Consider the following 14,795-nt stretch of genomic DNA (forward strand, 5'->3'; position numbering starts at 1 on the left):
GCTGTGCCGACCAGTCTTTCCCGGCCCGGGGCCCTGTGCACCCGGTGCCTGTGGACGGACGCTGGTCGGCTGACTCTCGACCCGCCCAGGCCGCCCGAACGCTCAGACGCCCGGACTCGGACCAGCGCGACGGCGCTCGAGACGACGCGTCAGACGCCCCGGGACCTCGACCACCACCGACGCCCATCACGTAGGGTCGCCGGGTGATGTCCCCAGCCGCACCACGAGCCATCGAGCTGACCTCCCCCTTCGGTTGGTCCGCGAGCGTCGACGTCGCCGGGGTGGTGACTCTGCGCGACCCCGCGGGTCAGCCCCGCGCCACCTACCAGGGCACAGCGAGCAGCTCACCTGCCGCTGCCCTGCCCCGCGGTGGGACGCACACAGTCCGTCTGCCCGACGGGGACGTCGCGCTGCACAACGGAGCCACGAGAGCCACCCGACGTCGCGACCACGACGGCCACCTGGACCTGCACGGGCGCCGCTACGTGTTCCACCACACCTGGGGCTGGAACACCGAGGTCCGCTGCGACGGGGTCCGGGTGGCTCTGCTGCACCGCCGGACGAGCCGGAGGTTCACGGTCCGCACCGACGCCACCCGCGACGAGACCGACAGGCTCGCCATGGCGCTCTGCTGGTTCGCGGTCCAGCCGGGCCGTGAGGGCGCGATCGCGGCAGCCTTCCACGGTCTGTGAGGTCGGGTCGGTCGATGAGCGCCCGCGACGTCACGGTGCCACGATGAGACCTCCACCTCGTCCCCCGACGGAAGGACCCCACGTGCGCCGTGCAGAGCAGATCACCGACCCGATCACCTACCACGGGGAGGGCCCGGTCTGGTCTCCGTCGTGGGGAGGGCTGCGGTGGGTCGACATGCTCGCCGGGGACCTGCTGACCCTCCGGTCGGACGGCTCGGTCGACCGCCTCCACGTCGGCGACGTCGCCGCCTTCGTCCGTCCGCGCTCGAACGGCGGGTACGTCGTCGCTGTCGAGCGCGGCATCGCCCTCGCCGACGGTCCTGACGACGTCCCGACGCCCCTCGAGCCGCTCTGGGACGACCCGAACGTCCGCATGAACGAGGGCGGCTGCGACCCGCACGGCAACCTCTACGCCGGTGGCATGGCCTACGACCAGAAGCCTGGCGGCGCGGGTCTGTACAAGATCACGCCAGAGGGCGACGTGTCGGTGACGCTCGCACAGGTGACGGTCTCGAACGGGCTCGACTTCTCCCCCGAGGGCGACCTCGCGTACTACAACGACACCGCGACAGGCACGACCGACGTCTTCGACGTGGTCGACGGCGAGCTCACGCACCGCCGGGTCTTCGTCAGCTCCGACGGGACCCACCCCGACGGCCTGACCGTCGACTCGGTCGGGAACGTCTGGGTCGCGCTCAACGGCGCCGGACGCGTCCGCTGCTACTCGCCGCGTGGTGAGGTCCTCGAGGAGATCGAGGTCCCCGTGCGCCTCGTGACCGCCCTGACCCTCGGCGGGGAGGACCTCTGCGACCTCTACATCACCACGTCGAAGGAGAACCTCGACGACCCGGAGCCCGAGGCGGGTGCCGTGTTCCACGCCCGCGTCGACATCCCGGGCAAGCCCGTCCTGCCGTACCGGGGGTGACCCGCGCACGCCCCAGATGCCGACGGCCCCGTCCGGTCGTAGCGTCGGCAGGACACGCCGCCCGGCGGCCCGCTCTCGACGAGGAGACCCCATGACCGAGACCCCAGACGCCCAGAAGATCACCTCGCTGCTCGAAGACTTCCGCTTCGGCATGTTCACGACGATCGACGGCGGCAAGCCCGTCGCCCGGCCCTTCACGATCCAGGAGGTCGAGGACGGCGGCGACCTGTGGTTCCTCGTGTCCAAGCAGTCGTCGGCCGTCCAGCAGCTCGCCGCAGACCCGCGCGCCGGTGTCGCGCTCAGCTCGAACGACAGCTGGGTGTCCCTCACCGGGACCGCCCAGGTGGTCGACTCGCAGGAGCGCGTCGACAGGTACTGGAGCCCGGTGGTCGAGGCGTGGTTCCCGGACGGCAAGGAGGACCCGTCGGTCACCGTCCTGAAGTTCTCGGCCGACGGCGGCGAGTACTGGGACACCCCGGGCAGCCGCGTCGCGACGGCGATCGCCTTCGTCAAGGCGAAGGTGACCGGCGAGCCGATCGAGGGCGACACGGGCAAGGTCGACCTCTGACACCCACCCTCCCCCTTCGCTGACGGCGGCCGCCCCCGCCCGGGGGTGGGCGCCGTCTGCGTGGGGACGCCTTGTCACGACGGGTGGAGCACACCGTTGGCCCGGCCAGCAGACTGGTCGGGTCGACCGGCGCCTACACCGGAGGGACTAGTCGGTCCACCCCAAGACCGTCCGTCCGGCTGACGACACACGACGGCGCGGACGGCAGGCTGGTAACCAGGACAGACAGCCCGCCCAGCTCTGAGGAGCCCCCGTGACCGCACACCCCGCACGACGCGACCAGCGTCGCGTGCCTCTGCCCGTCAGCTGGACGTTGCTGGTCCACAGGGCGCGGCTCCTCGCCTCGTACCTCGACCGTTCAGGCGTGCGCCCGGGTGACCGCGTCGCGATCGACATGCCGGCCGGCCCAGCGCTCACGGCCCTCACCTACGCCTGCTGGCAGTCGGGCATGACCGTCGTCGTCTCCGACCCCTCCCTCACGACCGGACAGCGGATCGACGCCTTCTCCCGCGCGGAGCCCACGGCGCTCGTCTCGACCTCGCCCGGTCTGCGTGCCTCTCGGTCGATCTCGTCGGTCCGCGTCCGGGTGGCCGCCGAGCCGCTGACCGTCGTCGCCCGGGCGGTCCTGCACTCCGGCTGGGACGAGCGCGAGCTCTCCCGTGGCCGGCTCACGGACGGCTCGACCCCGGGGGACGTCCCTGCCGAGGCCGCCGTGGTGGTCGGGCAGGACGCGGACGGTCAGCCGAGCTCCACGTCGTACAGCCAGTCCGAGCTGGTCACCCTCGCCTCGGTCTGAGCGAGCCGCCCGGGCCCTGGTTCAGGGTCGCAGGCGCGGCAGACCGGCGTCGAAGGCGAAGACCACCAGCTGAGCACGGTCACGGGCGGACGTCTTCATCATGGCCCGGTTGACGTGGGTCTTGACCGTCGCGGGGCTGATGAACAGGTGCTGCCCGATCTCCGCGTTCGACAGCCCGCCCGCCACGAGGGACGTGATCTGACGCTCGCGCTCGGTCAGGTCTGCCATGCCGTGGACCATCACGGCGGGTTCAGGGTCGGGCTCCTGCACGACGCGCTCGATGAGCGCTCGCGTCGCCGCCGGGGAGAGCAGCTGCTCCCCCTCGGCGACAGTCCGGATCGCGTCGATCAGCGCTGCCGGCTCGACCCCCTTGCCGAGGAACCCGCTGGCCCCGGCGCGCAGGGCGGAGACGACGAGCTCGTCGGTCTCGAAGGTCGTGAGGATGAGCACCTTGACCCCGGCGAGGGCGTCGTCGGCGCAGATGCGCCGGGTCGCCTCGATGCCGTCGGTCCCGGGCATGCGGATGTCCATGAGGACCACGTCGGCCTGGGTCGAGCGGGCGAGCACGACGGCCTCGGCCCCGTCGGAGGCCTCGCCGACCACCTCGATGCCCGGCACGGAGTCGAGCAGCAGCCGGAAAGTCCCACGCAGGAGCGCCTGGTCGTCGGCGAGCAGCACCCGGATGGTCATGGACGGTCTCCTTCGTCGGCAGGCTCGGGCGTGACAGAGGTCGTGCCGGTGACGTCGGTCCCTGAGGACGGTGCGACGCTCCCGGGGTCCTCGCTGGTGGTCTCGTGGTCGGTCGCGTCCTCCGACCTCCCCGCCGGGAGGGTGGCGACGACCTCGAACCTGTCGTCCGCGATCTCCCCGACCCGCAGACCGCCCCCAGCCGCGAGGGCCCGCTCGCGCATGCCGATGAGCCCGTGCCCGGTCCCCGGGGCGGCGGTCCGCCGCTCGCCGGCCGCGAGCGCCGCGTTGACCACGCGCAACCGCACACCTGCCTCGCTCCACGCGAGGGACACCTCGACGGGCATGCCGGGTGCGTGCTTCGCCGCGTTGGTCAGGGCTTCCTGGACGATCCTGTAGGCCGCCAGGTCGGCGTGCTGCCCGAGCGTCCCGCGGCGCCCGGACTCCTGGACGGTGACTGGTGTGCCCGTCGACCTGTGGGACTCGACGAGCTCGTCGAGGGCGTCGATCCCGGGGACCGGACGCATCGGACCACCGGGTCCCGTCGCGTCGTCAGGGTCCCGTGCGGGGCTCGCAGCGTCGTACCGGAGCAGACCGATCGTCGCGCGGAGCTCGTCGATCGCGCGGCTCGTGTGCCGGGTGATGTCGCGCAGGGCGTGGGCCGCCGCCTGCGGCTGGGTCTCGAGGAGGTACTCGGCGACACCCGCCTGCGCGTTGACGAGCGTGAGGTTGTGGGCGAGCACGTCGTGCAGCTCGCGGGCGATCCGGAGACGCTCTTCCATGACGGCCTCCCCGGTCTCGCGCTCGCGACGTCGGAGCTCTCGTTCCCGCGCGTCACGACGTCCGGCCCGCCACGCGCCGATCGCTGCCGCAGTCACGACGAGGTAGAAGACGACGAGGTCCGTCAGCGCGGTGACGCTCCCGTGGGCGAGCAGGCCGGCGACCATGAGGACGCCGCCTGCTGCGACACCGGCGCCCCACCCCAGGCGGCGCGACGACCTGGCTGCGACGGTGTACGCGGCGAGCATCGTCCCGAGAGGGACCGGCTGGAAGGCCCCCATCCCCTCGGTGCGTTCGGCGATCCCGTCAGGTACTGCGAGGAACACGAGGATGCAGACCTCGATCGCCACGACGCAGCCCAGCACGAGCACCGGACGCAGCGTCCGGAGGGACAGCACAGCCGTCGACAGCAGGACGAGCACCACGAGCGCTGAGCCGGGCATGGTGGGACTGCCGGTCCGGACGATCGCCGTGGTGAGCATCGCCGCGAGCGCCGCGACTGTCACGCACCAGGTGACCGCTGTCGGCCGGCTCCGACGCACCGGCAGTCCGGGCTGAGGCATGCGGGCACCTCTCGGGTCGTGGGCTGGCGGTGGTCGTGCGGGCGGCAGAGCAGGAGGACGGCCGAGCGGATGGACGTGCTGCCGACGGGCGAGCCGCTGGCGGTCGTCTGTCCGGTCGGGCTCCACTGTGCCAGGTGGGCCCCAGGCCGTCATCGTCCGTGGGTGGCAGTCTGTGTACAGCAGGCGCGGTACACAGGCTGCCAGCAGGCTGCTCCGTTCAGGCGAGGTTCAGCAAGTCCCGTCATCATGGTGCAGGTACGGGTCGCCCGACCGCCCGAGACCGTCCCTGGACGCGCTCCCCCACCTCGACCCCCTGCCCCCTCACCGGCGGCACGGGCCGATCTGCAGGAGAACCATCGATGATCACCGCCGCAGCGTCAGACCACGGCTTCACAGGCCTCACAGGGTGGGCCGCAGACCTCTTGCTGTCCGTCGGGGACATCGGCATCGGCCTCCTCGTGCTCGTCGAGGTGGTCGTCCCACCGATCCCGAGCGAGGCGATCCTCCCCTTCGCCGGGTACCTCACGCAGTCGGGGTCGTTGAGCCTCGTCGGGCTCATCGTCTACAGCACGATCGGTGCGTGGCTCGGAGGGCTCGTCTACTACGGCGTCGGCCGCGCCCTCGGCATGGAGCGCGCCGTGCGGCTCGTGGCCGCGACCCGCCTCATCACCCGCGACGACCTCGACCGCGGTGTCACATGGTTCGAGCGCCACGGCCGACCGTCGGTGTTCTTCGGGCGCATGATCCCGGGCGTCAGGTCGGTCATCTCCATCCCCGCAGGCGCCTCCCGCATGAACCTCGTGACCTTCAGCGTCCTCACCATGCTCGGCAGCGGGCTGTGGAACGGGATGCTCATCGGCGTCGGCGCCGCTCTCGGCTCGGAGCACGAACGCCTCGAGAAGTACCTCGGGTACGTAGACCTCGTCGTCTACGCAGCGCTGGCGCTAGCCGTCGGCGTCCTCGTCTGGCGGCGGGTCCGCGAGGCCCGCAGCGCACGGTCGACGGCGCAGCCGTCGGTCTACACCTCTTCGGAAGGACCGTCATGAGCATGTTCTCCAAGCTGACCCGTCTGGCTCAGAAGGGCCTCGCCGCCCAGCAGGGGTCCGCCTCGCGCGGGTCCGGCGCAGCTCCTGGCGCAGGCAAGGCCGGCTGGCAGGACCTCGTTCGGACCGCGGCCGACGCGCTGACCGGCGACTCGTCGTCCGAACGCGACGGCCAGCCGCGCACAGGCTCCGAGCCTGGGGCCCGGCCGGCTGCAGGTGCTCCCGCTGGTCAGCGTCGCACGGCCTCCAGCCCGGGGCACCCGTCGACTCCCGCAGGCGCAGGGCGGGCCACGACCCACGTCAGCGACGCCGACAAGGCCGCCGTCGCGCGGTACGACTACCTGCTCCAGACGGCCGACCCGCACCAGGTCGAGCAGGTTCACCGCGAGGCCTTCGAGCGCCTGACACCCGCGCAGCGGTCGCAGATCGAGGCGCGGATGCAGGCCGAGCTCCCGGCCGGCGAGCAGCCGCGGTCTGCCGGGACCGACGACCTTGCCCGGGCTGCCGCACGCACCGAGGCCCGCCAGCCCGGGACGCTCAAGGGCCTGCTGGCCCGCGCCGGTGGGCGTGGCAGCGGTCCCGCGAGCGGGTCGGCGGGTGGGTCACAGGGCGTGTCACAGGGCGGCTTCGGCAAGGGCGCGCTCGTCGGTGGCGCCGCAGCCGGTGCTGCCGGGCTCGCGGCCGGCGGGCTCCTCACCGCCGTGGCCGGGGGCGCGGTCCTCAGCTCCGTGGCCGGGCCGCTCCTCGAGCAGGCCGTCGGGAACGGGATCGACTTCGACGCCCTCGGCAGCGCGGTCGACCTCGACGGGATCGCCAACGGCCTCGAAGGCCTCGGCGGGCTGGACGTGGCGGGCGGTGTCGAGGAGCTCACGAACGGTGCGGGTGAGGCTGTCTCGGGCTTCGGCGAGCAGATCAAGGACCTGGGCTCGGGCTTCGGGCTCCCGGGGCTCGACGACCTGCTCGGGCGCTGAGCCCCGACGGCCCCAGACCGGCGCCCGCTAGAGTGGTCGGTGCCATGGACAACAAATTCAGCCCGAACCCAGCCATCCCCCTCGACCTCCCGACCGGCGAGCGCATCGCTGCCGCCGTCGAGCACTACGGCGAGCAGAACGTCGCTCTCAACGCCGTGACGCTCCTGCGTGGGGAGAACGCGGGCAAAGACTTCCTGCTCTACGCGGGAGGTCGCCACGGGCTCGGCATCCTCGACGGTGCACCCACGCTGTACTGGCCCGCGCTCTGGGGCGCTCGCGCGCTCCTGCACGTCTGGGACGACTCGGCCGCCCCGGCCGTCATCACCGGTCTGGGCGACCAGGCGTGGCGCGTGCGCGAGATGTGCGCGCGGGTCGTGCTGATGCGCGACCTCCCGGCGGTCCCTGAGCTGGTCCGCCTGACGACCGACCAGAATGCACGCGTGCGCGCCGCGGCACTGCGTGCGCTCGCCGCCCAGGGCTCCGCGGAGCACCAGGCCGTCATCGCGCGACGCTTCAGCGACCCGGACAAGTCCGTGCGCCCCGTCGCCCAGCAGGCCCGCGACACCCTTGCCGCGCGTCTGGCCGCAGCCTCCGAGTAGGGCTAGGCCACGCCCCTCAGGGCAGCAGCAGGCGCACGTGCTGCGCGACCCCGTCGAGGATCTCCTCGACGGAGCGGTCCGCGGTGATGGTGGGGGCCATCGCCAAGAACATGATCCCTGAGACGACGGCGGCCCGGGCACGGGCGTCGTCGGGCGTCGTCCTGCCCTCGCGGCCCAGCACGTCGGCGATCGCGGCCTCTGTGCGGGCGTTGAGCTCGAGCGCCTCCCGGTGGTGCGGCTCGTCAGGGTCGCCGAAGACCATCTCGCGCAGGTAGGTGCGCCCGTTGTCGACCTGCTTGCGGTTGCACTCCACGACAGGCCGGACGATCGCCATGACAGCCTCGAGGGGGTCGTCGAGCCCGGCGGCCGCCTCGGCCCCGCGGACCAGCGCGTCGGTGTAGGTCGAGTTCTGGACCAGGAGCAGCAGCTCGCCCTTGTTCTTCGCGTAGAGGAACAGGGTCCCGGTGCCGATGTCGGCGGCGTCGGCAATCTCCTGCGTGGTGACCTCGTCGACCCCGCGCTCGGCGAAGAGCCGGCTCGCGGCGTCCGTGATGCGCCGCAGCTTCTCCTGCTTGTTGCGCTCGCGCCGACCGGGCTGCTGAGGGTCGGGTGACATGGCTGCCGTCCTCCGGGAATAGATGTTGATTGCGCTCAGTTATGAGCATAGTCGCTACCGGTTCCACTCGGAAGCGACCGCCATCTTCCCACGACACCACGAAGATCCTCGCTCGGCCGCACACCCCTCATGACACCCCCACCCCGCAGCGCCGAAGCGCGCCGGGGCCACCCGAAAGAGAGCTCACCATGCCTGCACTCCACGGAGCAGTCGTCCTCGTCACCGGAGCGAACGGAGGCATCGGGACGCACTTCGTCCACGACGCCCTCGCCCGCGGTGCCAGCAAGGTCTACGCGAGCGCCCGGAACCCCCGCGAGTGGGACGACGAGCGCATCGTGCCCCTCACCCTCGACGTGACCGACGGGGCGTCGATCGCCGCGGCCGTCGCGGCCGCTCCTGACGTCACGGTCCTGGTCAACAACGCCGGTGCGTCGGTGTCCTCCCCCGGGATCCTCAGCCACACCGACGAGGAGATCCGGTCGAACGTCGAGACCAACTTCCTCGGCCCGCTCTTCCTCGCCCGTGCCTTCGCGCCCGTCCTCGTCGCGAACGGGTCCTCCGTGATCGTCGACATCCACTCGGCTCTGGCCTGGTACGCGGTCTCGGGGATCTACAGCGCCACCAAGGCTGCCCTGTGGTCGGCCACCAACTCGCTGCGGATCGAGCTCGCCCCGCAGGGCGTCCACGTCGTCGGGGTCCACGTCGGCTACGTCGACACCGCGATGGCCGCGCACTCGACCGATCCCAAGCTCGACCCGGCTGACCTGGTCCGCCAGGTCCTCGACGCCGTCGAGGCCGACGAGTACGAGGTCCTCGCCGACCAGACCTCCGTCCAGCTCAAGGCCGCCCTGAGCGCACCGCTCGAGGCGCTCTACCCGGAGCTCGCGAGGACCACCACAGGCACCGAGCGCGCCGAGGCCTGACCGCTGGGCTGTGCCGCCGGCGCGGAGACGACATCTCCTGCCGGCGGCATCGTCGTGCCCAGACGGTGCCGCCGGCAGGAGGTGTCGACGCTGCTCGCCCTCATGGGCGGCATCGGGCACCCCCGGGAGAGCGCTGCGCGCGGCTCGCCGAGGAGAGCGCAGCACGAGGCGCGGCCGGTCGAGAGCACAGCACGAGGCCCGGTCCACCGCAGGGTGGCACCGGGCCTCGTGCACGCTCGTCGCGCTCAGGGTGCGAGGAACCTCGCCGCGACGGGGGCGAACTCTTCGTGGTGCTGGAAGATGCCGCCGTGGCCGGAGCCCGGGTAGATGATCAGCTCGGAGCCGGCGATCCGACGGTGCAGGTCCTCGGAGAGCACCGAGGGGACCATGCGGTCGTTGTCTCCGTTGGCGATGAGCGTCGGCTGGGTGATGACCGACAGGTCCGAGGGGGCCGATCGGCCGAACTTCTTGATCGCGCTGAGCTGCGTCTGGAACGCCTTGGTGGAGATCTTCGCGTCCCGGTCGACCGTGCGCTCGCCGAGCCGCTGCACGAAGGCCTTCGCAGCGCGCTTGCCGGTCGCGTCCCGGTTGAAGAAGAGGAACTCCTTGGGGTCGGAGCGGGTCAGCGTGGCGCGCAGGACGTCGTAGTAGGTGGTCCGCACAACCTTGTCCATGTCCTTGCCACCCCGGGGACCGGTCCCGGTGAGCACGAGCCTGCGCACGAGCTCGGGGTGCTTGACCACGAGGTCCTGCGCGATCATCCCGCCCATCGAGAACGAGAAGATGTCGATCGTCTCGTGCCCCAGGGCCTTGATGAAGGTGTAGGCGTCGTCCGCCGCCTCCTCGATCGTCTTCGGGACGCTGCCCGTGGACGCCCCGACCCCACGTTGGTCGAAGGTGATGACGTGACGCCCCTGCGCGATCGGGTCCACGATGCGCGGGTCCCAGTTGTCGAGCGTCGCGGCGAGGTGGACGAAGAACACGACGGGGATGCCGCCCTTCGGCCCGAGCTCGCGGTAGGCGTAGGTGACGCCGCCCGCCGTGACGGTCCGGGCCGGGGCCTGCGCGTACGAGGTGATGACGGGTTCGTCGTGAGTGCTCATGACGGGTCTCCTGCGGGGTGCGACGGGACCGTGACGACAGCCTTGCCCCGGATGCCGCCCTTCACCAGCGCGGCGAGCGCATGCGGGGTCTCGTCGAAGGTCGAGACCTTGCCGACCACGGGGCGCAGGACACCTGAGTCGACGAGGGCGGCGACCTGGCGGAGCTGCTCGCCGCTCGGGCCCATGAAGAGGAACTCGTAGGTGACGCCGAGCTTCTTGGCCTGCTTGCGGACCTTCCGGCTGAGGGCCGTGATCGCCAGGCGCAGCACGGGGTTGAGCCCTGCCTCGCGCGCGAAGGCCGGGTCGGGAGGACCGGAGATGCCGATGGCCTTCCCACCGGGCCGGAGGACGCGCAGCGACTTCTCGAGGTTCTCGCCGCCGAGGCTGTCGAGCACCAGGTCGTATCCGCTCAGCTGGGCCTCGAGGTCCTGCGAGCGGTAGTCGATGACGACGTCGGCGCCGAGCTCCCGCACGAAGTCCACGTTCGAGGCGCTGGCCGTGGTCGCGACCGTCGCGCCGAGGTGCTTGGCCAGCTGGATCGCGACGGAACCGACACCACCGGCGCCGGCGTGGATCAGCACCTTCTGCCCAGGACGGACCGTGCCCTTGACCACGAGCGCCTGCCAGGCGGTGAGCGCGACGAGCGGCAGCGACCCGGCCTCCTCGACGGTGATCGAGGTCGGCGCGAGTGCGAGGTCCTGCTCGGCGACGGCGACACGCTCGGCGAAGGTGCCGATCTGGTCCTTGCCGGGGCGGGCGTAGACCTCGTCGCCCACCGCGAAGCCCCGGACCTGGGAGCCGACGCGGACGACGGTCCCCGCGACGTCGTGCCCCAGGATCAGCGGGAACTTGTACGGGAGGATCTGCTTGAACTCGCCCTCGCGGATCTTCTCGTCGAGCTGGTTCAGCCCGGCCGCCCGGACCTGGACGAGGACGTCGCGGTCCCCGACGGTGGGCTCGGGGACGTCCGCCTCGCTCAGCGGGCCCTTGTACGACGTGACGACGAACGCTCTCATGGTGTCTTCTCCTGGTCGTGGTGCGTGGTGGAGGGGCGACGGAGGTGGTCGAGCATCATGGCGACCACCTGCCGTCCGTGCTGCGCGACGGCGCCGTGGCCGGCGTCGGGGAGGATGTGCACGTCGACCGAGGGCAACCTGCCGGCGAGCTCGTCTGCGTCGACCGGGGGCACCAGGACGTCGCTCTCGCCGTGGAGGACGAGCACGGCGGTGGTGACCACCGAGAGGTCCTGCGCCGGGAGCGATCCCCAGCGGCGGACGGCGCCGAGCTGCGCCCGCAGGACCGCGAGCGTGACTGCGGCGTCACGGTCCGTCGTGCGCTCCTCGAGCCGCGCGAGGTAGGCCTTCGCTGCGGAGCGTCCCGTGGGAGTCCGTGTGAAGAAGAGGACCTCTTTCGGGTCCCGGCGCGTGAGCAGCGCCCGCAGGGTCCCTGCGACCATCACCCGAGGCAGCCGCGCGAGGCCGCTGCTGCCCGTGGGGCCCGAGCCCGCGAGGACGAGCCTGTCGACGAGGTGGGGCGCCCGGACGGCCACGGCCTGGGCGACCATCCCACCCATCGACTGCCCGAAGAGGTCGACTCGCTCGTGGCCGAGGGCCTCGACGACGGCGACGACGTCAGCAGCCATCGCCTCGATGCTGCGCTGCACCTGGCCCGTCGACGCGCCGACGCCGCGGTAGCCGACGGCGACGACGTGCCGCTCCTCGGCGAGCCCGTCCATGATGCGCGGGTCCCAGTCGTCGAGGTTCGCACCGAGGTGCGTCAGCGCGACGAGGGGGACGCCGGTCCGTGGTCCGAGCTCGCGGTAGACGATGTCAGCCCCGGCTGCCGAGACCGTCGACGTCGGGACGTCTACCCATCTCTGTGCTGTCCGCTGCTCTCCCACGTCGCCCTCCTGGGTCTTCTGGTCGTCGACTGATTCGAGTTGACTCAATACTGAGCGCACTCAGAACGTCTGTCAAGGGAGGATCCCGGGGATCTCGGCCAGGGACGCCGCCACTCTCGCTCACGTCGTCCGCGCGATCCTCCACCTCTCCATGACAGCGACACGCTCCGAGGGACGGAGCACCGAAGACGTGCTCGCCCGCATCAGGGCCCAGGTCCGGGCGACGGTCGGGCCGCGGACCGCCGAGGCCCTCTACACCCGCTGACGTGCAGGGACCGAGCCGAAGGGCTCACGCGGTCCCAGGTCTGGCTTGGCATGGTGGGGGACAACCCCCACCACCAGGCCGCTCCGCACCCTCCAGGGCGCGGAGCGGACCGAAGCCGCGCCCGACGACGGCTCAGAGCGGGGGCACCGCTCCACGAGAGGAACGACCATGCACGCACCGCTCTCCCTGCCCGCGCACCCACCGACGGCCGCCGCCCAGACCCCGCAGGCTCGATCATGAGCACCGAAGCCGCAGGTACGTCCCTCCTGCAGGTCACCGTCGTCACCCCTGAGGGCGAGCTCTGGTCCGGCGCAGCGACGGCGGTGACGGTCCCGGCTGCGACCGGGTCCCTCGGCATCCTCCCTCGCCGGCAGCCGCTCGCGACCGAGCTCAGGAACGGCACCGTCTCGATCCACACACCCTCGGGCGACTCCGCGAGCTGCACGGTGACCGGCGGGTTCGTGGTCGTCGACCAGGACGAGGTCACCGTGATCGCCGACGGGGTCGAGACGCCCGCCGAGCGTTGACGCAGTCCTCGCGACGCCCGAGCTGCGACCGAGACTAGGAGCAGACCGGCGTCCCGGACGGGCGCAGCTCGGCCGGGTGGGGCGGGGCGAGGCGAGGCGAGGTGCACCTCGGCTCGGCTCGGTGCGGTGCGGGATGCGGCGCGCCTCAGGGCGCGGCAAGGTGGGGGCGATGGATCACACCACAGCACAGGGGCTCCTGACGGCGCGTCGAGCCGAGCTTGTCCTCGAGCTCGAGCGTGCCGACTCCGACCTCGACTCCGCCCGCTCGGCCAAGACCGACGGCACGGACGACGACGAGCACGACCCAGAAGGCGCGACCACGTCAGCGCAGTGGTCGCACGCCACGGGCATGCGGCGGTCGGTCCTGTCGCAGATCGACGAGGTCGACCTCGCGCTCGCCCGGGTACGACAAGGCACCTATGGGACGTGCACCCGGTGCGGCCGTGCCATCGCCGACGGGCGCCTCGAGGCGAGGCCGGCGGCCGCTCTCTGCATCATCTGTGCGCGGGAGCTCTCGGACTGAGACACGCCGCGCCACAGCGGCCGCAGGACCGCGGTCTCGTCAGACAACCGTGGCGTCGCCGGACGAACGCGGCCTCCACGGAGGAGCGCGGTCCCGCCAGGTTGACACGGGCCCGTCAGATGAGCGCGGTCCAGTCAGGTGGGCACAGGCCCGTCAGACCAGCCCCGTCCCGTCAGACGAGCGCAGGCTCCGGGAGGACCCCGTGGACCACGAGGTGGTTCCTGATCTCGGCGGTCACCTCGTCCGCCAGCTCCTCGAAGAACCCGTGCCTGTATCCGGGGTAGGTCGTGAGGTCAGCGCCAGGGATGTGCTCGGCGAGCCGCTCTGCATTCACGACGGGTGTCATGAGGTCGTCGTCGCCGTGCAGCACGAGCGTCGGTGCGGTGATCTGCCCGAGCTCAGCCGAGGCGTCGTGACGTCCGCTCACCCTGAGGTGGGCTCGGGCCTCTGCGCGACTCATCGTGGGATCACCGAGCAGGTGACTCCGCTCGGGGGTCCCAGGCCACTGCGGTGTGTAGAAGAGGTCGTGGAGGACCCGGCGGCCCTCGCCCGGTTCCGCGCGGGCGATCGAGAGACGGGTCTCCGTGCTGCGCTCGACAGCCAGCTCACCACCGGGGGACGTGCAGGCGAGGACCAGCGCCGACACGAGGCCGGGCCTGCTGATCGCCAGCTTCTGCGCGATGCGTCCGCCCATGGACGTCCCGTAGACAGCCGCGCTGGTGATGTTGAGGTATCCCAGGACGTCTGCGACGTCGTCAGCAAAGGTGTCGGTCGTCCATTCTTCGACAGGCCCACGGCTGCCGCCGGTTCCGCGGTAGTCGATCGTCAATGTGCTCAGGCTGTCCTCGAAGCGCTCGCGAAGTCCCGTCCACCACCTGTGGGAGTTTGCCTGGCCCTGCAGGAGGACAAGGGTAGGGGCGCCCTTGGGGCCGCCCCGCTGCGCGCGAAGCTCAAAACCGTCACGTGCGAAGACGGTCAGCGTGGTCAGAGTCATCCCACGACCGTAGACCCGCACGCACACCGACATGCCGCTCTAGGACGTTCCCTTCATCACTCAGGGGTCGATCTGGCGTTCTCTTCGTCACTCTTGAACGCTGGCCCCGGGGCCAGCTCGAGTGACGAAGAACGAGGGATCTGCAGCACGACGACTGCAGACGTGCGACGTGCGACGTGCGACGTCAAAGTACCCGGGTACGACAAGAGCCCACCCCTCGAAAGGGGTGGGCTCTTGTTGAATGGTTGTCCGGCGGCGACCTACTCTCCCACACAGTCTCCCGTGCAGTACCATCGGCGCAGAGGGGCTTAGCTTCCGGG

The 14,795-nt window shown here is 71.5% G+C and carries 17 protein-coding genes and 1 rRNA gene; 10 read left to right on the forward strand and 8 right to left on the reverse strand.

Translation table 11 applies throughout. The annotated features are described in order from the left end of the window. Positions 1–203 precede the first annotated feature (203 nt). From HZZ10_RS15920 to HZZ10_RS15935, 4 genes are all read left to right on the forward strand, one after another. On the forward strand, positions 204–692 hold the full coding sequence (locus HZZ10_RS15920; protein ID WP_179914239.1) for a hypothetical protein: 489 nt from the start codon (positions 204–206) through the stop codon (positions 690–692). An 82-nt stretch (positions 693–774) separates the two neighbouring features. Continuing rightward, positions 775–1,617 carry an SMP-30/gluconolactonase/LRE family protein gene (locus HZZ10_RS15925; protein WP_179914240.1) on the forward strand — a complete coding sequence of 281 codons (843 nt, stop codon included), beginning with the start codon at positions 775–777 and terminating at the stop codon, positions 1,615–1,617. 91 nt (positions 1,618–1,708) lie between these two features. Next, positions 1,709–2,185 carry a pyridoxamine 5'-phosphate oxidase family protein gene (locus HZZ10_RS15930; RefSeq protein WP_179914241.1) on the forward strand — a complete coding sequence of 159 codons (477 nt, stop codon included), beginning with the start codon at positions 1,709–1,711 and terminating at the stop codon, positions 2,183–2,185. Positions 2,186–2,438: 253 nt separating this feature from the next. Then, positions 2,439–2,981 carry an AMP-binding protein gene (locus HZZ10_RS15935; RefSeq protein WP_179914242.1) on the forward strand — a complete coding sequence of 181 codons (543 nt, stop codon included), beginning with the start codon at positions 2,439–2,441 and terminating at the stop codon, positions 2,979–2,981. A 21-nt stretch (positions 2,982–3,002) separates the two neighbouring features. Here HZZ10_RS15935 and HZZ10_RS15940 read toward each other — a convergent pair whose 3' ends face one another. Continuing rightward, positions 3,003–3,671 carry a response regulator transcription factor gene (locus HZZ10_RS15940; protein ID WP_179914243.1) on the reverse strand — a complete coding sequence of 223 codons (669 nt, stop codon included), beginning with the start codon at positions 3,669–3,671 and terminating at the stop codon, positions 3,003–3,005. Continuing rightward, the gene (locus HZZ10_RS15945) at positions 3,668–5,011 is read right to left on the reverse strand and encodes a sensor histidine kinase (RefSeq protein ID WP_179914244.1); all 1,344 of its coding nucleotides are present in this window, start codon (positions 5,009–5,011) and stop codon (positions 3,668–3,670) included. Before HZZ10_RS15945 ends, HZZ10_RS15940 begins: the two co-directional genes overlap by 4 nt. A 359-nt stretch (positions 5,012–5,370) precedes the next feature. Here HZZ10_RS15945 and HZZ10_RS15950 point away from each other — a divergent pair, with 359 nt between their 5' ends. The 3 genes from HZZ10_RS15950 to HZZ10_RS15960 are packed head-to-tail and all read left to right on the forward strand — an operon-like array spanning position 5,371 to position 7,624. Further along, a complete protein-coding gene (locus HZZ10_RS15950; RefSeq protein ID WP_179914245.1) occupies positions 5,371–6,057 on the forward strand; it encodes a DedA family protein in 687 nt (228 codons plus the stop codon). Continuing rightward, entirely contained in the window at positions 6,054–7,025 is a 972-nt protein-coding gene (locus tag HZZ10_RS15955; protein WP_179914246.1) for a hypothetical protein, read from the forward strand. The genes HZZ10_RS15950 and HZZ10_RS15955 overlap by 4 nt, the downstream gene beginning before the upstream one ends. Before the next feature lie 44 nt (positions 7,026–7,069). Next, on the forward strand, positions 7,070–7,624 hold the full coding sequence (locus tag HZZ10_RS15960; protein WP_179914247.1) for a HEAT repeat domain-containing protein: 555 nt from the start codon (positions 7,070–7,072) through the stop codon (positions 7,622–7,624). A gap of 16 nt (positions 7,625–7,640) precedes the next feature. Here HZZ10_RS15960 and HZZ10_RS15965 read toward each other — a convergent pair whose 3' ends face one another. Continuing rightward, positions 7,641–8,240 carry a TetR/AcrR family transcriptional regulator gene (locus HZZ10_RS15965; RefSeq protein WP_179914248.1) on the reverse strand — a complete coding sequence of 200 codons (600 nt, stop codon included), beginning with the start codon at positions 8,238–8,240 and terminating at the stop codon, positions 7,641–7,643. 188 nt (positions 8,241–8,428) lie between these two features. Between HZZ10_RS15965 and HZZ10_RS15970 the strand changes: the two genes are divergently transcribed. Continuing rightward, positions 8,429–9,163 (forward strand): SDR family oxidoreductase, encoded by a 735-nt coding sequence (locus HZZ10_RS15970; protein ID WP_179914249.1) that lies wholly within the window; start codon positions 8,429–8,431, stop codon positions 9,161–9,163. Positions 9,164–9,408: 245 nt separating this feature from the next. On the opposite strand, the gene HZZ10_RS15975 is transcribed toward HZZ10_RS15970, so the two are convergent. Genes HZZ10_RS15975 through HZZ10_RS15985 form a run of 3 tightly spaced genes read right to left on the reverse strand, consistent with a single transcriptional unit; the run spans position 9,409 to position 12,166 of the window. After that, positions 9,409–10,266, reverse strand: a complete 858-nt coding sequence (locus HZZ10_RS15975; RefSeq protein ID WP_179914250.1) for an alpha/beta fold hydrolase — start codon at positions 10,264–10,266, stop codon at positions 9,409–9,411. Then, a complete protein-coding gene (locus HZZ10_RS15980) occupies positions 10,263–11,282 on the reverse strand; it encodes an NADP-dependent oxidoreductase (RefSeq protein WP_179914251.1) in 1,020 nt (339 codons plus the stop codon). Before HZZ10_RS15980 ends, HZZ10_RS15975 begins: the two co-directional genes overlap by 4 nt. Continuing rightward, complete coding sequence (locus HZZ10_RS15985; protein ID WP_179914252.1) at positions 11,279–12,166, reverse strand: alpha/beta fold hydrolase; 888 nt, start codon at positions 12,164–12,166, stop codon at positions 11,279–11,281. Before HZZ10_RS15985 ends, HZZ10_RS15980 begins: the two co-directional genes overlap by 4 nt. Before the next feature lie 501 nt (positions 12,167–12,667). Here HZZ10_RS15985 and atpC point away from each other — a divergent pair. Both atpC and HZZ10_RS15995 read left to right on the forward strand, forming a co-directional pair. Beyond that, on the forward strand, positions 12,668–12,958 hold the full coding sequence (gene atpC / locus HZZ10_RS15990) for an ATP synthase F1 subunit epsilon (RefSeq protein ID WP_179914253.1): 291 nt from the start codon (positions 12,668–12,670) through the stop codon (positions 12,956–12,958). A 169-nt stretch (positions 12,959–13,127) separates the two neighbouring features. Then, positions 13,128–13,481, forward strand: a complete 354-nt coding sequence (locus HZZ10_RS15995; RefSeq protein ID WP_228087696.1) for a TraR/DksA family transcriptional regulator — start codon at positions 13,128–13,130, stop codon at positions 13,479–13,481. Between the two features lie 172 nt (positions 13,482–13,653). On the opposite strand, the gene HZZ10_RS16000 is transcribed toward HZZ10_RS15995, so the two are convergent. Together HZZ10_RS16000 and rrf are read right to left on the reverse strand one after the other, a co-directional pair. Next, positions 13,654–14,475 (reverse strand): alpha/beta fold hydrolase, encoded by an 822-nt coding sequence (locus HZZ10_RS16000; protein ID WP_179914255.1) that lies wholly within the window; start codon positions 14,473–14,475, stop codon positions 13,654–13,656. Positions 14,476–14,722: 247 nt separating this feature from the next. After that, a 5S ribosomal RNA gene (rrf, locus tag HZZ10_RS20200) occupies positions 14,723–14,795 on the reverse strand; the annotation flags it as partial.

This window comes from Sanguibacter inulinus (assembly GCF_013415325.1).
Taxonomy (GTDB): Bacteria; Actinomycetota; Actinomycetes; order Actinomycetales; family Cellulomonadaceae; genus Sanguibacter; species Sanguibacter inulinus.

Coding starts and splice junctions, on each gene's coding strand:
- HZZ10_RS15940 (WP_179914243.1), bottom strand. CDS start 3,671: ATGACCATCCGGGTGCTGCTCGCCGACGACCAGGCGCTCCTGCGTGGG.
- HZZ10_RS15945 (WP_179914244.1), bottom strand. CDS start 5,011: ATGCCTCAGCCCGGACTGCCGGTGCGTCGGAGCCGGCCGACAGCGGTC.
- HZZ10_RS16000 (WP_179914255.1), bottom strand. CDS start 14,475: ATGACTCTGACCACGCTGACCGTCTTCGCACGTGACGGTTTTGAGCTT.
- atpC (WP_179914253.1), top strand. CDS start 12,668: ATGAGCACCGAAGCCGCAGGTACGTCCCTCCTGCAGGTCACCGTCGTC.
- HZZ10_RS15970 (WP_179914249.1), top strand. CDS start 8,429: ATGCCTGCACTCCACGGAGCAGTCGTCCTCGTCACCGGAGCGAACGGA.
- HZZ10_RS15955 (WP_179914246.1), top strand. CDS start 6,054: ATGAGCATGTTCTCCAAGCTGACCCGTCTGGCTCAGAAGGGCCTCGCC.
- HZZ10_RS15995 (WP_228087696.1), top strand. CDS start 13,128: ATGGATCACACCACAGCACAGGGGCTCCTGACGGCGCGTCGAGCCGAG.
- HZZ10_RS15975 (WP_179914250.1), bottom strand. CDS start 10,266: ATGAGCACTCACGACGAACCCGTCATCACCTCGTACGCGCAGGCCCCG.
- HZZ10_RS15930 (WP_179914241.1), top strand. CDS start 1,709: ATGACCGAGACCCCAGACGCCCAGAAGATCACCTCGCTGCTCGAAGAC.
- HZZ10_RS15980 (WP_179914251.1), bottom strand. CDS start 11,282: ATGAGAGCGTTCGTCGTCACGTCGTACAAGGGCCCGCTGAGCGAGGCG.
- HZZ10_RS15965 (WP_179914248.1), bottom strand. CDS start 8,240: ATGTCACCCGACCCTCAGCAGCCCGGTCGGCGCGAGCGCAACAAGCAG.
- HZZ10_RS15960 (WP_179914247.1), top strand. CDS start 7,070: ATGGACAACAAATTCAGCCCGAACCCAGCCATCCCCCTCGACCTCCCG.
- HZZ10_RS15950 (WP_179914245.1), top strand. CDS start 5,371: ATGATCACCGCCGCAGCGTCAGACCACGGCTTCACAGGCCTCACAGGG.